13 protein-coding genes and 1 tRNA gene are annotated in these 15,462 nt (G+C 35.9%); 8 read left to right on the top strand and 6 right to left on the bottom strand.

The annotated features are described in order from the left end of the window. Nucleotides 1-261: 261 nt before the first annotated feature. Nucleotides 262-333 (bottom strand) — tRNA-Gln (locus GWK10_RS09050). Between the two features lie 5 nt (nucleotides 334-338). Continuing rightward, nucleotides 339-860: a tetratricopeptide repeat protein gene (locus GWK10_RS09045; protein ID WP_164031766.1), complete on the bottom strand. Its 522-nt coding sequence runs from the start codon at nucleotides 858-860 to the stop codon at nucleotides 339-341. Nucleotides 861-1,096: 236 nt separating this feature from the next. Between GWK10_RS09045 and GWK10_RS09040 the strand changes: the two genes are divergently transcribed. Further along, entirely contained in the window at nucleotides 1,097-1,252 is a 156-nt protein-coding gene (locus tag GWK10_RS09040) for a hypothetical protein (protein WP_164031764.1), read from the top strand. 644 nt (nucleotides 1,253-1,896) lie between these two features. Here the strand turns inward: GWK10_RS09040 and GWK10_RS09035 are convergent. Together GWK10_RS09035 and GWK10_RS09030 are read right to left on the bottom strand one after the other, a co-directional pair. Then, nucleotides 1,897-3,282 (bottom strand): RtcB family protein, encoded by a 1,386-nt coding sequence (locus GWK10_RS09035; RefSeq protein WP_164031762.1) that lies wholly within the window; start codon nucleotides 3,280-3,282, stop codon nucleotides 1,897-1,899. Beyond that, nucleotides 3,279-3,779: a barstar family protein gene (locus tag GWK10_RS09030; protein ID WP_164031760.1), complete on the bottom strand. Its 501-nt coding sequence runs from the start codon at nucleotides 3,777-3,779 to the stop codon at nucleotides 3,279-3,281. Before GWK10_RS09030 ends, GWK10_RS09035 begins: the two co-directional genes overlap by 4 nt. Nucleotides 3,780-3,961: 182 nt before the next feature. Here GWK10_RS09030 and GWK10_RS09025 point away from each other — a divergent pair, with 182 nt between their 5' ends. Both GWK10_RS09025 and GWK10_RS09020 read left to right on the top strand, forming a co-directional pair. Then, nucleotides 3,962-4,576, top strand: coding sequence for an HD domain-containing protein (locus tag GWK10_RS09025; RefSeq protein ID WP_164031758.1), 615 nt, complete (start codon nucleotides 3,962-3,964; stop codon nucleotides 4,574-4,576). After that, on the top strand, nucleotides 4,577-5,593 hold the full coding sequence (locus GWK10_RS09020) for a helix-turn-helix transcriptional regulator (RefSeq protein WP_164031755.1): 1,017 nt from the start codon (nucleotides 4,577-4,579) through the stop codon (nucleotides 5,591-5,593). It begins immediately after the preceding gene. Between the two features lie 139 nt (nucleotides 5,594-5,732). On the opposite strand, the gene GWK10_RS09015 is transcribed toward GWK10_RS09020, so the two are convergent. Then, nucleotides 5,733-7,082 carry a sensor histidine kinase gene (locus GWK10_RS09015; protein ID WP_164031753.1) on the bottom strand — a complete coding sequence of 450 codons (1,350 nt, stop codon included), beginning with the start codon at nucleotides 7,080-7,082 and terminating at the stop codon, nucleotides 5,733-5,735. Then, complete coding sequence (locus GWK10_RS09010; RefSeq protein ID WP_164031751.1) at nucleotides 7,079-8,446, bottom strand: sigma-54-dependent transcriptional regulator; 1,368 nt, start codon at nucleotides 8,444-8,446, stop codon at nucleotides 7,079-7,081. Before GWK10_RS09010 ends, GWK10_RS09015 begins: the two co-directional genes overlap by 4 nt. 397 nt (nucleotides 8,447-8,843) lie before the next feature. On the opposite strand from GWK10_RS09010, the gene GWK10_RS09005 reads away from it, so the two are divergent. The 5 genes from GWK10_RS09005 (at nucleotide 8,844) to GWK10_RS08985 (ending at nucleotide 15,452) form a co-directional block, all read left to right on the top strand. Then, nucleotides 8,844-10,202 carry a TolC family protein gene (locus GWK10_RS09005; protein WP_164031749.1) on the top strand — a complete coding sequence of 453 codons (1,359 nt, stop codon included), beginning with the start codon at nucleotides 8,844-8,846 and terminating at the stop codon, nucleotides 10,200-10,202. Continuing rightward, on the top strand, nucleotides 10,202-11,452 hold the full coding sequence (locus tag GWK10_RS09000; RefSeq protein WP_164031747.1) for an efflux RND transporter periplasmic adaptor subunit: 1,251 nt from the start codon (nucleotides 10,202-10,204) through the stop codon (nucleotides 11,450-11,452). Before GWK10_RS09005 ends, GWK10_RS09000 begins: the two co-directional genes overlap by 1 nt. A 16-nt stretch (nucleotides 11,453-11,468) precedes the next feature. Then, nucleotides 11,469-12,131 carry a hypothetical protein gene (locus GWK10_RS08995; RefSeq protein ID WP_204263109.1) on the top strand — a complete coding sequence of 221 codons (663 nt, stop codon included), beginning with the start codon at nucleotides 11,469-11,471 and terminating at the stop codon, nucleotides 12,129-12,131. Continuing rightward, entirely contained in the window at nucleotides 12,128-12,832 is a 705-nt protein-coding gene (locus tag GWK10_RS08990) for an ABC transporter ATP-binding protein (RefSeq protein WP_164031743.1), read from the top strand. The genes GWK10_RS08995 and GWK10_RS08990 overlap by 4 nt, the downstream gene beginning before the upstream one ends. Before the next feature lie 229 nt (nucleotides 12,833-13,061). Then, nucleotides 13,062-15,452, top strand: coding sequence for an ABC transporter permease (locus GWK10_RS08985; protein WP_164031740.1), 2,391 nt, complete (start codon nucleotides 13,062-13,064; stop codon nucleotides 15,450-15,452). Nucleotides 15,453-15,462 lie beyond the last annotated feature (10 nt).

Raw genomic sequence — 15,462 nt, 5'->3', positions numbered from 1 at the left:
AAATTTTGTTTCTTTCCTTTTTATGAAGTCTCCCCTTGAGGTGTCCCGATAGCTATCGGGATAGAGGGGTGTTCTTTAGTAAATAAGACCAGGTTTTCTAACTTGACATTATTATTCGATAATACTAACACCCATCTCCGGCCCTTCCCTCAAGGGAAGGGAGCAAGTTAGCTTGATATAGGGCGTCTATGGGGAATCGAACCCGTTCATCTTAGAGGATATACCCCTTGAGCTAGCCAGTACACTATAGACACCATGAAGAAAACCTGATAGGACTCGAACCCATACCTCAGGAGTCAAATTCCTGTATGCTACCAATTACAACACTGGTCTAAGAATCACTTCTTTTTCTTCTTTCTGCGCTTCCTTTTTTTCTTAGCCCCTAACTTCTCCTTCACACGGCTTATCTCATCATTGACAAATCGCTTAAAGTTGTTGTTTAAAGCTGACTTTTTAGTCTTTTTAAACTGTACCAAGGCGAGTTTAAATTGCTTTTGCACTTCAAAAAGCTGGCCTTGTATCAACATTAAGTAAACTTTGTCAACCCCTTTGATTTTCATCGCAAAGTCTAGTAGCCTTTGAGCCTCTTTCAAATCTTCATTGCGGATTAAGGTGTATAGATAATCCGGATAAATACTTGGAATTTCTAGGTTGCTCGCCATGGCTTTTTCAAAGCATGATTTTGCTTGTTCATATTCATTTAAGTGGTATGCATAGACTTTACCCAACAAGCAAAGTGCTTGTACATTTTGATCGTCATAGGACAACGCATAGTTTAATGCTTCCATGGTTTCCTCTAGATCGTAAGGGTAGGCTGCTAACGCCTTAAATAAATATGGGTTATGTATTAAATTTTCCATTTTTGTTCTTCTTGCGGGAAGTAACCACACGGATTTATTCCCTTTAATTTCTTTTAATACTAAGTTGATTGAAATCTTACGTTAAAGATGCGCAGTTGCTTTTTTCTTATTCGATGCCGAAGAACGTTTGCATAGCATTAGCTACGGAAATTTTCTTCAAAGAAGAATAGGGAAAAATGAACAAGCAGATTGGCGCAATATTTCGGTCGACTTAGTATAAGTTTCAGAAATGAATTATGTTCAAAAAGGACATAAAAAAGTCCGAAACATTCGCTTGGAACACTTCGGACTTTCTATTACCAGAGATTCTGGTTATGGAAGATGCCGAAGTATCGATCTTGACGTTTTGTCATTTTCTTGTATGTGATAAAATCGCATTACTTCGTTATTAATTACTATTTGTTTTTTGTTGAATTTTCAACGGTGCAAATATGAAATGCATTTTTTAATTATTCAAATAAAATTTGAATTTAATTTATTGATAATCAATTAGTTATGTTAAATTTAGATAATAGAATCCCTGTCCGCTTTTCAGCAGATATTGGCTTTTTTGGTATTGTTTTGATCATCAATTAATTGACTATGCAAAAGCCTTTTTGTTTATGTTTTAAATTACGCTTCAGATAACTCGTTTTATTTTCATTTTATTCTAGTCAAGGAGGGAATCCCTTCATTTTATCATTCTTAATTCTCTTTTTGTTGCCTCAGACAAATGTCAGTTCGAGTGGTTTTTCAGAGGTACGAATGAAAAACTGTATCGAGAACCTTTCGTCTGAACCAAGCTTCTCGATACTATCCCGATTACCATCGGGATCACTCGAAGTGACACTGTGCTAAAAACAAAAAAAGCGCCCAATTTCTTGGACGCTTTGCAACTATAATGGTTGGTTTACATTGTATTTAACTACACTCCAATACGGTTACATAACGTCCTAACCCATCAGTAAATACCGACGGAAAATCGTTCAAGCAATAGGCCTTTCGTTCAATGCTATGTAATTGTATTGTTTTCATTTTTGCTGGTGCAAATATGCAATTATTTTCGCTTTCTTTTACGCCAAGGCGCATTCTTTTCCCAATCACCTGCCATGATACAACCATATGGCATGATCTCGTCAATAACAGTTCCTAATCCAAACTCATCCATTTGGTTACGAACAGCCTTAGCATTTTTATAGGCACTCGGCAATTCAGACACGTCAATTTCATTTGAGAAAAAGCGAACATCTAATTCAGCTGTTTCTTCAGCAAAAATTGCATCATTGGTCTGATGCGCTTTGTACTTTTTATGCTGTGTTCGGCTCATATTTCGACCGGCTCCGTGCGGAGCAAATCCTAAATTGGTTGCAGTGGTATCACCTTCTACAATTAAAACCGGTTCCGCCATATTTAATGGTATTAAACGTGGACCTGTAATATCTGGCATAAACTTCGCATCAAGTGGCGTTGCGCCCTTAGCGTGATAAAACAAATCACCGTCTTTGAAAACAAAATTGTGTTCGTTCCAAAATCGGTTTTCCAATTCTAAATGCAAACGCTTTAAAGTAGCATTGTGAATCACTTCATGATTGGTCTTTGTCCATTGACGAATGACTTGTAATGCCTCCCAATAAGACTTGCCTTCTTCTGTTTCAAAAGGAATCCACGCATTTTGTTTTAATGTTTTAGGAGACAAATCCTTCCGAAAACGTTCGGCAATTTGCATTCCTTTTTTATACAATTTTGCACCGGGAGCTCGAGAACCATGATGTGTGATCAACATGGTATTTCCTGTCGCTTTCGATTTCCCAACAAATAAAAAATGGTTACCATCACCTTGTGTACCCAAATGTGCTCGTGCTGCTTGAATTAATTGCTTGTCATTTAATAAAGCGTTCGCTTCAAATTGCTTCAATAATTCCGCAGGAAATCGATATTGCTCATTTCTATCTCTACCACCAGGACCAAAATGAGTACTAGCATGAGCGGCGTCTAAAACAGTTTTAGGATCGGCATTACCAAAATCCGTCAACATCACACTACAGCAAATATCAGCACTATGCATTCCTGGGTGAATGGCATTTTTTGCAACCGCCACCCCACCTACAGGAATGGTTCCCATAGGACCTGCTGGACAAGCATCAGGCATGACGGCGCCATCAACAAGTGTTGGTGTCTTCATCAAGCTTTCCATGGTTTGCATTACCGTATTTACATTTGATTCCTCTAGCTCACTTTCCGCTTTAATATTTACGGCAAATGGGATTTCAGTTGTATGCAATTCCATTTCTGGTGGAAGACGAAACTGCTCTAAATAATTAAGCATGTCGACTCCATTTAACTGTTGTTGATTAATATAATCGATTGCTTCTGCAAACCACTTTGCTGGTTTGTAGCCCAAATCAATTAATGTTTGTCCGTTTATGTGTATTGTATTTTTCATTTCTTTCTGTTTTTATCGAACCATTCTTTTGTATTCCAACTTGGAGATGTTCCTCCAATTTCTGGAAAAGTCAAATTCGGGTCGTCAGATTGTATTAGTCCGATTAATTTCTGTCCGTTTAAAAGCCATATTCTTGATTCTTTGGCCATAATATCAAGTATTGCTTCGGCTATATTACCGTCCTCTTCTACAAAATTATTGTAATACCTAAACACCAAAATAAGACCACGATATTTTTTATCATACATATCAGATAGGCAGTCGGCAAAAGCATTTAGATTTTCTCCATAATAGTCAGGAAAACTCAACGCATTCTTTAAATTTTTATGAAGATTTTTTCTGTTCCATTTCCGACAATTTATGTCTATAATTTCGAATCGATTCCTATTGAACCAATCTAAGTCTTCGTTAAGAATACCATTTTTGAAATACATACATATCGGCCCGTCTCTCAAAATTTCAATATCTTTTGTTATGGTAGTGTCTTTATGTTTCATTGAATTTCATTAATGGCTTATCTACTGTATTATTCTAAGGATAATTTATATAAGTCCCGCCGACTCCCTGTTCGGCGAGACACTGCTTTTAAAGTCTTTTTAATCGACTTATTTATAATTCCGATACAAATGTTATCTTTATGTACGCAATAATTTTGCGTAGTTAAGCAAAGCTCTTTCTTATGGATTTAAAAGATAGATATTATTCATTGCTTTTTAATAGTAATGTGCCAGACGATCTAATAACTAAGCTATGGAATGAACTAAAGCTAGCATATACCGAAGCTTTCAGAAAATACCATAATCTAGACCATTTAAGCGAGTTGTTTTCTTACTATGAAATCTATAAAAATGAGATAGAACACCAGGAAGAGCTTCAATGGGCGATTTTTTATCATGACATCGTTTACAATATCTGGAAAAAGGATAATGAGCTAAAAAGCGCTGAAAAAGCTGAGCAAATTCTTAGACGTAGCCTCCATTATTCCACGGGAGTCGGTCGAATTTATAATTTAATACTCAGCACTAAAACTCATGAAGCCAAAACCAATGACGAAGCCTATATGATTGATTTTGATCTTGCAATTTTAGGGCAGTCAGCAGAAGTATATAACAAATATGCCAATAAAATCCGTAAGGAATATTCAATGGTACCAATGCCTTTATACCGAAAAGGAAGGAAAAGAGTATTAAAACAGTTTTTAGAAAAGCAACAGATTTATCAAACCGAAATGTTCATTTCTAAATATGAAGAACAAGCAAAAGTTAACCTCAATCAAGAATTAAACACCCTATAAATGGCATTAAATAAAAATGCATTAATCCGCTACAAGACCATTGATAAATGCTTACAAAATGGCTATCGAAAGTGGACTTTAGATGATTTAATCACCGCTTGTTCTGATGCCTTATATGAATACGAAGGGCGTGAAATAAATGTGAGTAAACGTACCGTTCAACTAGATATTCAGCTAATGCGAAGTGACAAATTGGGCTATAACGCTCCTATTGAAGTATACCGAAAAAAGTACTATCGCTATGAAGATCCAGAGTATTCAATAACTGATATCCCTATCACAGAAAACGACATGAATGTGCTGTCAGAAACGGTAGAAATGCTTAAACAGTTCAAAGATTTTTCCTTGTTTTCGGAGTTAGGCGGAATCATTCAACGACTGGAGGATAAGGTGTATACAGAAAAAACGCATCAATCTTCAATCATTCATTTAGATAAGAATGATGGCTTAAAGGGATTGGAACATTTAGATGTTTTGTATCAGGCCATTTTGAAAAAGCTTGTGCTCAAAGTTTCATATCAATCTTTCAAGGCAAGACATCCGTCTATTTTAGTATTCCATCCTTTTATTTTAAAGGAGTTTAATAATCGATGGTTTTTGGTTGGAAAAAACGCCGCAAACAAACCTATTATCACATTGGCTTTAGACCGAATAATTTCAATTGACTATGATCTTGAAATTCCATTTTTAAACGAAGATTTTGATGGAGATACTTTTTACGAAAATACTATTGGTGTAACTGTTCTTAATGAAGAACAACTGCAAGAAGTGATCATCAAAGTAGATCATAAGAATGCTCCATATGTGTTGACAAAACCATTTCATAGCTCGCAAGAATTAGTGGAACGAGCTTCGGATAATGGAATGATTTTCAAGATGAAAGTCCATCTTAATTTCGAGCTAGAGCGATTAATTCTTGGCTTTGGTGATAGTATTGAAGTATTGGAGCCTAAGCAATTACGAAAGCGAATTAGAAAGAAGTTGGAGCGAGCTTTGGGGCAATATGAAGTTGATTAAGAAGATTTTTTATAAATCCTGAAAACATAGAATCCAAAGGTCAATTTCAATCGTATATAAAACTCTTACGGATCTTAACCTACATGATGTACAAAAATAAGAACGCCAACTAGCTATAGTTGGCGTTTTCTTTTTTCATTTAAAAAACAAGCCTGAATACAGTTTCCTTATTTGGAATAGAGTATACGTTTAGACTCCCGCCATGTAACTGCATAATTTGTTTTGAAAGACTAAGACCAATACCCGTTCCTTGTTCCTTTGTCGTAAAAAATGGAATAAAAATTTGATCTAAAACATCTTGAGGAATTCCCGGACCGTTGTCTTTAATAGCAATAAATTTATAGCCTTCGCTACTCATTCCCGATTCAATATGAAGTTGAGCATTTTCGGTTGCTAACATTGATTGAATGGCGTTTTTACAAAGATTTAGAAGCACCTGGGAGAGTTGTTTTTCATCAGCAAAAAGCTCTAATTCCGGATGATGATTGGTAATTGTACAGGCATCGTTATCAAAACCAACTTCTTGTATGGCAAGCATTTTAATTCGCTCAAGCAAATCTTTTACTAAAATGATCTTTTTGTCAGGTTTTGGGACACTTAAAAAGCTTCGATATGACTGTACAAAGTTCATTAAATCATTTCCTTGATCTTTAATTACCTGTAACCCTTTTGCAGTGTTATTTAATTTGGTCTGATCAAAATTCTCAATGGTCGTTGCATCCTCTCCTTCTTTATAATAGCTTAGGATAGATTCTGATATCGAGGTAATTGGCGCTACGGTATTCATGATCTCATGAGTCAATACACGAATTAATTTTATCCACGAGTCCGTTTCTTTTTCTTCTAATTCACTTTTAATATCCTGAACGGTAATCAAGCGAAGAACCTCTTTGTTTAAGTTAATTTCGGTTGATTTAATTGCTAATTGAACAGTTTCACGTTCATTGGTAAGTTGAAACAACTTTCGCTCAAAAGGTTTCATTTCGTCAAACAGCTCATATAGTTCATTATCTACTTTTTTAAGCTGTTTTATATGATTTAAAGGAGTGTAATTTAAAAGCTGTTCCACCCGAGGATTTACAAACATAATGTGTCCTTTTTTATTATGAGTTAGTACTCCTATTTGCGCTTGCTTTAAGATTTCTAAATAATACTGTTCTTGCTCTTGTTTTTTAATATGAACTTCTTGTACCAATGCATTAAGCCGGTTAATACTTTTGTTTAGTTCTTTGAAGCTGGTAACGTTTTTTTGATCTGGAAATTTAAGCGTGAAATCCTCGTTTTTAATTGCATTAAAAAAGTAGGCTATTTTACGATTGGTGCTATCAATATATTTAATGAGTGATACAGTTTGTACTACTACAATGGTCAACAATATTGCTAGAAATAGGTACTCCGCTTTATTAAAAAAATAGGCGGCGAAAAATATAGTCGCTACCATAAATAGTACTCTGAATGTAATTTGTGTATAAAAGTTTTTTCCGATCATGACATTCCCCATTTTTTAAGTTTGTTATACAAGGTTTGTCTTGAAACTCCTAATTGTTCAGCGGCAGCGCTATAATTACCATCATGTTTTTGAAGGGCATTTTTTACCATTTGTTTTTCCATCTCATCCAAAGTGGCGAGGCTGTTATCGGGCATATTATTGTTAGATGGAGTTAGGAGAAAGTCTTCTGGTTTCAGCACATTTCCATCAGATAGAATTACAGCACGTTCCATAGTATGTTGCAGTTCTCGAACATTACCAGGCCAACGATAGTTAAGTAACTTTTCTTGTGCTGATTGATTCATTCTTAGCTGCGGTTTGCCGTATTTGTTGCTAAACTTATCCAAGAAGAACTCTGCTAAAACAATGACATCATTTTCACGCTCTCGTAGAGAAGGGACTTCAATATGAATCGTATTAATACGATACAATAAATCCTCTCTAAAAATACCATTTGCGACCATTTCGGGAAGGTTACAGTTGGTAGCACAAACTAATCTAATATCAACAGGAATGTTTTTGTTGGACCCAACCCGAACTATTGATCTATTTTGAATTGCAGACAACAACTTAGCTTGTGTTTGTAACGAAAGGTTTCCCATTTCGTCGAGGAACAAGGTTCCTGAATTGGCTGCTTCAAACTTCCCAGCGCGATCTTCTTTGGCATCGGTAAATGAGCCTTTGGTATGACCAAATAGTTCGCTTTCAAAAAGCGTTTCGGAAATTGATCCCATATCAACGCCAATAAATACTTCATTTTGTCGGGTTGATGCTCTATGAAGTTCACGAGCAATAAGTTCTTTACCTGTACCGTTTTCACCTGTAATCAAAACATTGACATCGGTTTTTGCAACTTTTCTTACAAGATTAAGCACATCATGTAATGCTTTGGAGTTGCCAACAATTAGGTTTTTATCCTGATTAATAACTTGTTTTAAATTCTTCTCGCTACTTTTTAACTGCTGTACTTCTTTTTTTGATTTACGAAGCTCGATAGCCGACTTAATTGTAAGGAGTAACTTTTCATTTTTCCAAGGTTTTAAAATGAAATCGGACGCACCTTGTTTTACGGCAGTAACAGCAAGGTCAATAGCACCGTATGCCGTCATCATAATGACAGATGTGGAAGGTGCTTTTTTCTTGATTTCTTTTAACCAGAACAAGCCTTCATTTCCGGTATTTACCCCAGCAGAAAAGTTCATGTCGAGTAGCACAATATCAAACTCTTCTAATTTAGGATACGATGATATCTGATTAGGGTTAGATATGGCTTCTACACTTTCATACTCAAATTGAAGCAAGATTTCCAAAGCGCTTAACACACTTTTATTATCGTCTATTATTAAGATTTTGGCTTTTTGCATCTATCTAATTTTTATTGCAATTCCCTCGATAAAGGTCCTTAACAAGTAGGTCTCTCCTTGAGGAGATTTAGAGGGGTGTAACATTTAAGAGAATTAATATTTTTACGTTTAACACCCATCCCCAACCCTTCCCTCAATGGAAGGGGGCTTGTTAGCCTCTCAGAATAGTTTGACTTTGCTGAAGAAAGGAGCTTTTTTATTCTCTTTCTCCCAATAAAACTAAAACATCTTTCTCATCTTCTTTCTAAACTGTAAAAAAAATTGACACTATTTGTATAAAAATTTTACACAATTATTTTTAATCTCAATCTCGTGTACTCACAAACATTTGATAATCAAACACTTAATTTTATGGCACGCGGATAGTATATAGTTTGGCATCATATACAATCAATAAATGAACAACAAGTATTTTTTCACGATCATCCTAACCCTACTCACAATCACTGCTGGGTTTTCTCAGCAAGCGTGGAGTTTGGATGATTGTGTTTCTTATGCGTTATCGCATAACCTTCAATTAAAGGATTTCGAATACAATAAGGATTCGGGTAAAGAAACCTATAGACAATCATTTCGAAATTTATTACCAACAGTAGATGCTTCTTCTAATTATTTTGTTCGTTATGGTCGCTCAATTGACCCAAACAATAATGCAATTGTATTTACTGATTTCTTCTCAAACAACTATTCTGTAGACGCCAACTTAGATTTGTTTAGGGGTTTTCAAAAACTCAATACTATAAAGGCATCAAAGCTTATTTATAAAGCGACACAAGAAGAAGTGCTACAACAAAAATATCTATTAGCTTTTAGAGTGATGGCTGCTTTTTATGATATTCAATTTATGGAGGGCTTACTAGAAATTTCTAAGGAACAGGTTGAGGTATCTCAAACAAATTATAATCTTGTAAAAAGACAAGTTGAACTTGGGCAACGAGCCGGCGCTGACTTATACGAAGCAGAATCTGCCTTATTAGCAGATAAATTATTGGTGACACAAAATGAGAATACTTTAAAAACAGCCCGCCTAACCTTAATGCAAGAAATGAATTTGAAAGAGGAATCGACTATCGAAATTAATTCGCTTTCAGGTTACGATCCGGATAGGAAAGCACAAGAAAAAATTGTAGATCAAGATTCTATTTTTACTAAGGCAAAAGAGTTTATTCCAATTGTAAAAGCGCAAGAACTAAGAGCAAAAGCGGCTAAAAAACAATTAGCGGCAGAAAGAGGAAACCTGTATCCATCATTAAGACTTTTTGCAGGTTACGGCACTGGTTTTTTTGAAACAAATACAAACGACGATGGAAGTGTAATCCCTTTCAATACACAGATCACAGACAATGCTTCTCAATTTGTAGGAGTCGCGCTTAATATTCCAATAAGCAACGGTTGGTCAGCTAGATCAAGAGTGAAGCAGCAAAAAGTGGAATTAATGCGTGCCGAGAATAATTATGAAGTTCAAAAACAAGAACTTTTTCAACTTATACAACAATTGGTGCAAGAAGGCAATGCATTACAAACAGAATTCGAACAAAGCGAACAACGTGTTAAATCACAAGAGTTGTCGTTTAAAATAGGACAAAAACGCTACGAAAAAGGACTAATAAATGCGATTGAATTAAATCAAGCAAAGAACCTTTTTGCAACCGCACAGAATGAAAATTTGCAAGTAAAATTGCGTTTAAAAGTAAATAAAAGCACGTTGGATTTTTACAACGGACTACCAGTGTTTAATATTGATAATACAAAGTAATGGATATAAAAATTGAAAAGAAAAAAGGACTTAGGCCAAAGCACTATTTATACATAGGTATTGGAGCTCTCGTGCTTTTTGCTGTGTGGAAATTAGCTTCAGGAGGTTCTGGATCTACCTATAGAGCGGATAAAGAGAAGGTTTCTATTGCTGCCGTTTCTTTTGGAAAATTTGATGACTATATCACCATAAATGGATCGGTTGCACCAATAAGTACTATTTATATGGATGCCTATGAAGGAGGTCGCGTAAGCGAAAAACTCATTGAAGAAGGTGCGATGGTTAAAAAAGGAGATATTATTTTAAAACTAGAGAATAGTAGTTTATATGAGCAGATTTTAGCAAGCGAAAGTAACCTTGCATTAAAGCAAAATGATTTACGTTCTACCAAATTAAATTTTGATTCTAGACAGGTTGAAGGAAGACGATCATTGGCTACTGCTGAATACGACTTGCAACGAAATAAAAGAGCCTATGATCAAAACAAAACCTTATTTGATGAAGAGCTGATCTCTAAGGAAGTGTACTTAACATCAAAAGAGAATTACGAGTTGTCTCAAAAGCAATACGAAATTGCCAAGCTACAAACTGAGCAGGATAACAAACTCCGTAAAACCTCATTAGCTGGTCTTGATACAGATCTCAATAGAATGCAGAAAACATTATCGATGGTGTATGAGCGTTTGGATCATTTAAATGTTCGTGCTCCAGCCGATGGTCAGTTAGGATTTTTAGATGCAGAAATCGGTCAAAATATCGGTCAAGGACAACGTATTGGTCAGGTAAATGTATTGACCAATTATAAGATTGAAGCAGAGATTGATGAGCACTATATCGATCGTGTAAAACGAGAGTTAAATGCTTCGTTCGAGCGAAACGGTAAAGAATATAAACTTCGAGTTCGTAAGGTATATCCAGAAGTTAGAAACGGAAGATTTAAAGTGGATCTTGTTTTTACCGATGAGAAACCAGAAACAATAAGAACAGGACAAAGTTATAATATCAAGCTACAATTAGGCGCTTCAAATGAAGCTTTACTCCTACCAAAAGGAAGTTTCTTTCAAAGTACAGGAGGGCAATGGATTTTTGTAGTGGATGGCGCCGGAGGTGAAGCCTATAAAAGACCTATTAGAATAGGAAAACAAAACTCAAGATATTACGAGTTATTAGAAGGAGTCGAAGCTGGCGAGCAGGTAATTACATCAGGCTATGATAGCTTTGGTGATGCGGAAAGAATCGTTTTAAAGTAATGTAAACAAAAGAAGAGTGATGTATAAATCAGGTCAATTTTTAATACTAGTGTTTTTAATGGTGTTGGAATCAAATGCATTGATGGCCCAAACAATTAATATTGGTACTAAACAAAATGAAAAGAAAATTAGAGCCGTTAACCGAACTATTAATATTGATAAAACGGATAAGGAAGCAATAGTATTTAATGCTCAGGAAGGAGATGGTCTTGGGGTTTTGGAAGATCAATCATTCAAACATGGGACATTAACGCTGTCAATAAAAGGAGAAAACAAACCAGGGAGAAGTTTTGTTGGCTTTGCATTCAACATTCAAAATGACTCTGTTTATGAAGCCATTTATTTTCGGCCATTCAATTTTGTCGCTAAAGAACCAGTAAGAAAATCACATATGGTTCAATACATATACCATCCTGAGTTTACTTGGAGAAAATTAAGAGAGGAAAGAACGGACGAGTTTGAAAATGAGATAATGAATCCGCCAAATCCGGAAGAATGGTTTAAGACCATGATTAAAATTGAAGAGAATCATGTAACGGTTTTTGTAAACGATTCAAAAGAACCATCACTTAAAGTAAAGAGATTAACCAAAACAAAATCGGATAAAGTTGGACTATGGACTGGCTTTAACTCAGCAGGAAAATTTAAAGATTTAGAATTCATAACAATCAAGAAATGATACAGACAAAAAACTTAAAAAAGAGTTTTAGAACCGAAGAAGTCGAAACCTTAGCGCTTAATAATGTGAACCTTAGTGTTGCTGAAGGTGAGTTCGTCGCCATTATGGGCCCTTCAGGATGTGGAAAATCTACGCTTCTAAATATCATCGGTATGTTAGATAACCCAACGGAAGGGACCTACCACTTTGCCAATCACGAAGTAGGCGGATTGAAAGAAAATCAGCGTACTGGAATTAGAAAAGGAAATCTCGGCTTCGTCTTTCAAAGTTTTAACCTTATCGATGAACTAACAGTCTTCGAAAATGTCGAATTGCCACTTATTTACCTCAACATGAAAAAAAGTGAGCGTAAAGAGAAAGTGATGAAGGTTCTGGAACGAATGAAAATAGCACATCGTGAGAAGCATTTTCCACAGCAGTTATCCGGTGGTCAGCAACAACGTGTGGCAATTGCCAGAGCTGTAGTAACTAATCCGAAACTAATTCTTGCGGATGAGCCTACAGGAAATTTAGATTCCAAAAATGGGATCGAAGTAATGAATTTATTAACTGAACTCAATCAAGAAGGAACGACCATTGTAATGGTAACACACTCCGATCGCGATTCACATTACGCGCATAGAGTGATCAATCTTTTTGACGGACAAATTGTAACCGAAAGCCAGAATAAACCATTTGCAGCAGCGGCCCCATCAGCCTAGCAGGATCTCCTGACCTGCAAGGTATCATCCCAAAGTGAAACGTAGGGATTTCCTTGTAGGTCTGAGCAACATATATTATAAGAATAAGAGCAACCAAAAAAAATCAATCAACCATTAATTCAAGACTTACAAGGTTTTTAAAAACATAATCAATCAAAAATCAATCAACCAAAACCACAAACCTTGTAGGTCTTTAACCAATCAATCATCAACCAAAAAACAAACAGTAATGTTTAGAAACTATATCAAAATCGCTTTTAGAAACTTGTGGAGACGAAGAGGTTTTTCTGCAATAAACATTGTTGGACTTGCAGTTGGTCTAAGCGCAACTTTTTTAATTGTGCTTTACATCAGTTTCGAATTGAGTTATGACAACTTCCACTCAAAAAAAGACAATATCTATCGCTTGATAGCCGATGTCGAGGTGCCAAATGATGTTCTAGAAATTGACCGACCTGCACTTGCCGTTCCACCGCATGTAAAAGAAGATTTCGCTGAGGTGGAAGATGCTGTTCGAATTATGGGTCTTTCATTAGCGGTTAGAAATGATGACTTAAAGTTTAAGGAAGAAAATGCCATAGCAGCGGACGAGACGTTTTTTGACATGTTTGATTATACCTTATTACAGGGTGATGAAACAACAGTGTTAAAGGAACCATATTCCGTTGTACTTACGCCGGCGCTTGCAAAGCGATATTTCGGCAATGAAAATAGTATTGGAAAAACCTTAAAAATTAAGAATGAGGATATAAATGATATCACATTTACCGTAACGGGTATTATGGAAGAGGCGCCTCAAAATTCTCGCTTTAGACCTGAATTAGTTATTTCTTTTTCCACCTATTTTAACGGGGTGATGACCCATATTAATGACATGTGGGGCACTTATGACCCTGAGGCTTTTGTTAGGCTTAATTCGAATGTGGATGTTGCCGCATTGGAATCAAAATTTATAGGCTTTCTAGAAAAATATACTGGTGAGCAAATGCGAAACGACAAGTCAATAGTCACATTAAAAATGGAGCCATTTCAAGACGTGTATCTGCATTCCGATCGAAATCAGGGTATGAGTGGTGATATTAATTCAATTTATATATTTTCAATAATAGCCATTTTTATATTGCTCATTGCTTGCATCAATTTTATCAATTTAACCACAGCACGATCTGTAGAGCGGGCAAAAGAAGTTGGTGTTAGAAAGGTAATAGGAGCCGAAAAGAATCAGTTATCTAGACAGTTCATAGGTGAATCAATTATCATTGCTATACTAGCATTTTTAGTATCAGTTGTTCTTTCTGTAATTGCCTTGCCAGCTTTTAAAGAATTAGTTGGAAAGGAAATCAGCGAGGGGATTTTTTCAAACCCTAGCTACATACTTATTCTATTCATCACCTCATTGTTAATTGGTGCGTTAGCTGGAATCTATCCTGCATTTGTACTTTCTTCTTTTAAACCTGTAAACGTTTTAAAGGGTAATTTCTCCACAGGAACTCGAGGTATTTTATTACGAAAAGGCCTAGTAATTGCTCAGTTCACCATTTCTATCGCATTGATAATAGGGACTATTGTGATCTATAATCAAATGGAATATATGAGTAATCAGGAGCTAGGGTTCAATAAAGAGCATATGGTGATTTTAGAAACAGGATATGTTCCTGAACGAAAAATGCTTCAGCAAAAATTAGAGGGGATTTCGGGTATAAAATCAACTAGTTACACTTCGAGCGTACCCGGAGTACAAGGCAATGTTGCATATTCGCTTTTAGAAGACAGTAATAAAGAGGAACTGGCCGTACATCTCGATGCGTTTTTTATCGACTATGATTTTATCAATCAATATGGGTTAAAAGTCGTTGCTGGAAGAGAGTTTTCAAGAGATTTTTCGAGCGACTCTGTGGCGGCCATGCTTATAAACGAACGGGCAGTATCATTATTAGGATACACTTCGCCTGAAGAAGCTTTGGGCGCTAACTTTTCGCAATGGGGTAAAAAAGGGAAGATTGTAGGTGTTGTGCAAGATTTTCATTTCAAGTCACTTCAAGAAAATATAAGACCATTAAGTATGACGGTTTCTGAACAAGGAGGTGATTTTTTATCAGTGACTTTATCATCAAACAATATGGCTCAAACCATGGCTAGCATAGAAAAAGAATGGAATGAAGTAATGCCAACAAACCCATTTAACTATTACTTTTTAGATGAAGCTTTTGACAGGCAATACAGAACGCAACAACGTTTCGGTAAGATCTTCGTGAATTTTGCAGTTCTCGCAATTTTTATCTCGTGCCTTGGTTTATTAGGCCTCGCTGCATATAGTATGCTTCAGCGTCGTCGCGAAATAGGAATCCGAAAAGTACTAGGTGCTTCGGTTAGCACGGTGGTCAATTTACTGTCATTAGATTTTATGAAACTAGTTGGTATTGCATTTTTAATTGCAGCACCTATTGCTTGGTTTACAATGAAATCATGGCTAGACAACTTTGCCTATAAAATAGATTTACATTGGTGGATTTTTGCCCTTGCAGGAATTACAGCATCCATTATAGCGTTAGCAACCGTCGGTTTTCATGCGGTAAAAGCATCATTAGCAAACCCTGTAAAAAGTTTGCGTACGGAATAATCATCATCAA

It is taken from the genome of Spongiivirga citrea, from assembly GCF_010671565.1.
Classification (GTDB): domain Bacteria; phylum Bacteroidota; class Bacteroidia; order Flavobacteriales; family Flavobacteriaceae; genus Spongiivirga; species Spongiivirga citrea.
The sequence above is the reverse complement of the archived record's forward strand: the minus strand, read 5'-3'. Positions and strand labels throughout refer to the sequence as shown.

Excerpts from the sequence above, each read along its gene's own strand:
- GWK10_RS09045 (WP_164031766.1), bottom strand. The coding sequence starts at position 860 with ATGGAAAATTTAATACATAACCCATATTTATTTAAGGCGTTAGCAGCC.
- GWK10_RS09040 (WP_164031764.1), top strand. The coding sequence starts at position 1,097 with ATGTTCAAAAAGGACATAAAAAAGTCCGAAACATTCGCTTGGAACACT.
- GWK10_RS09035 (WP_164031762.1), bottom strand. The coding sequence starts at position 3,282 with ATGAAAAATACAATACACATAAACGGACAAACATTAATTGATTTGGGC.
- GWK10_RS09030 (WP_164031760.1), bottom strand. The coding sequence starts at position 3,779 with ATGAAACATAAAGACACTACCATAACAAAAGATATTGAAATTTTGAGA.
- GWK10_RS09025 (WP_164031758.1), top strand. The coding sequence starts at position 3,962 with ATGGATTTAAAAGATAGATATTATTCATTGCTTTTTAATAGTAATGTG.
- GWK10_RS09020 (WP_164031755.1), top strand. The coding sequence starts at position 4,577 with ATGGCATTAAATAAAAATGCATTAATCCGCTACAAGACCATTGATAAA.
- GWK10_RS09015 (WP_164031753.1), bottom strand. The coding sequence starts at position 7,082 with ATGATCGGAAAAAACTTTTATACACAAATTACATTCAGAGTACTATTT.
- GWK10_RS09010 (WP_164031751.1), bottom strand. The coding sequence starts at position 8,446 with ATGCAAAAAGCCAAAATCTTAATAATAGACGATAATAAAAGTGTGTTA.
- GWK10_RS09005 (WP_164031749.1), top strand. The coding sequence starts at position 8,844 with ATGAACAACAAGTATTTTTTCACGATCATCCTAACCCTACTCACAATC.
- GWK10_RS09000 (WP_164031747.1), top strand. The coding sequence starts at position 10,202 with ATGGATATAAAAATTGAAAAGAAAAAAGGACTTAGGCCAAAGCACTAT.
- GWK10_RS08990 (WP_164031743.1), top strand. The coding sequence starts at position 12,128 with ATGATACAGACAAAAAACTTAAAAAAGAGTTTTAGAACCGAAGAAGTC.
- GWK10_RS08985 (WP_164031740.1), top strand. The coding sequence starts at position 13,062 with ATGTTTAGAAACTATATCAAAATCGCTTTTAGAAACTTGTGGAGACGA.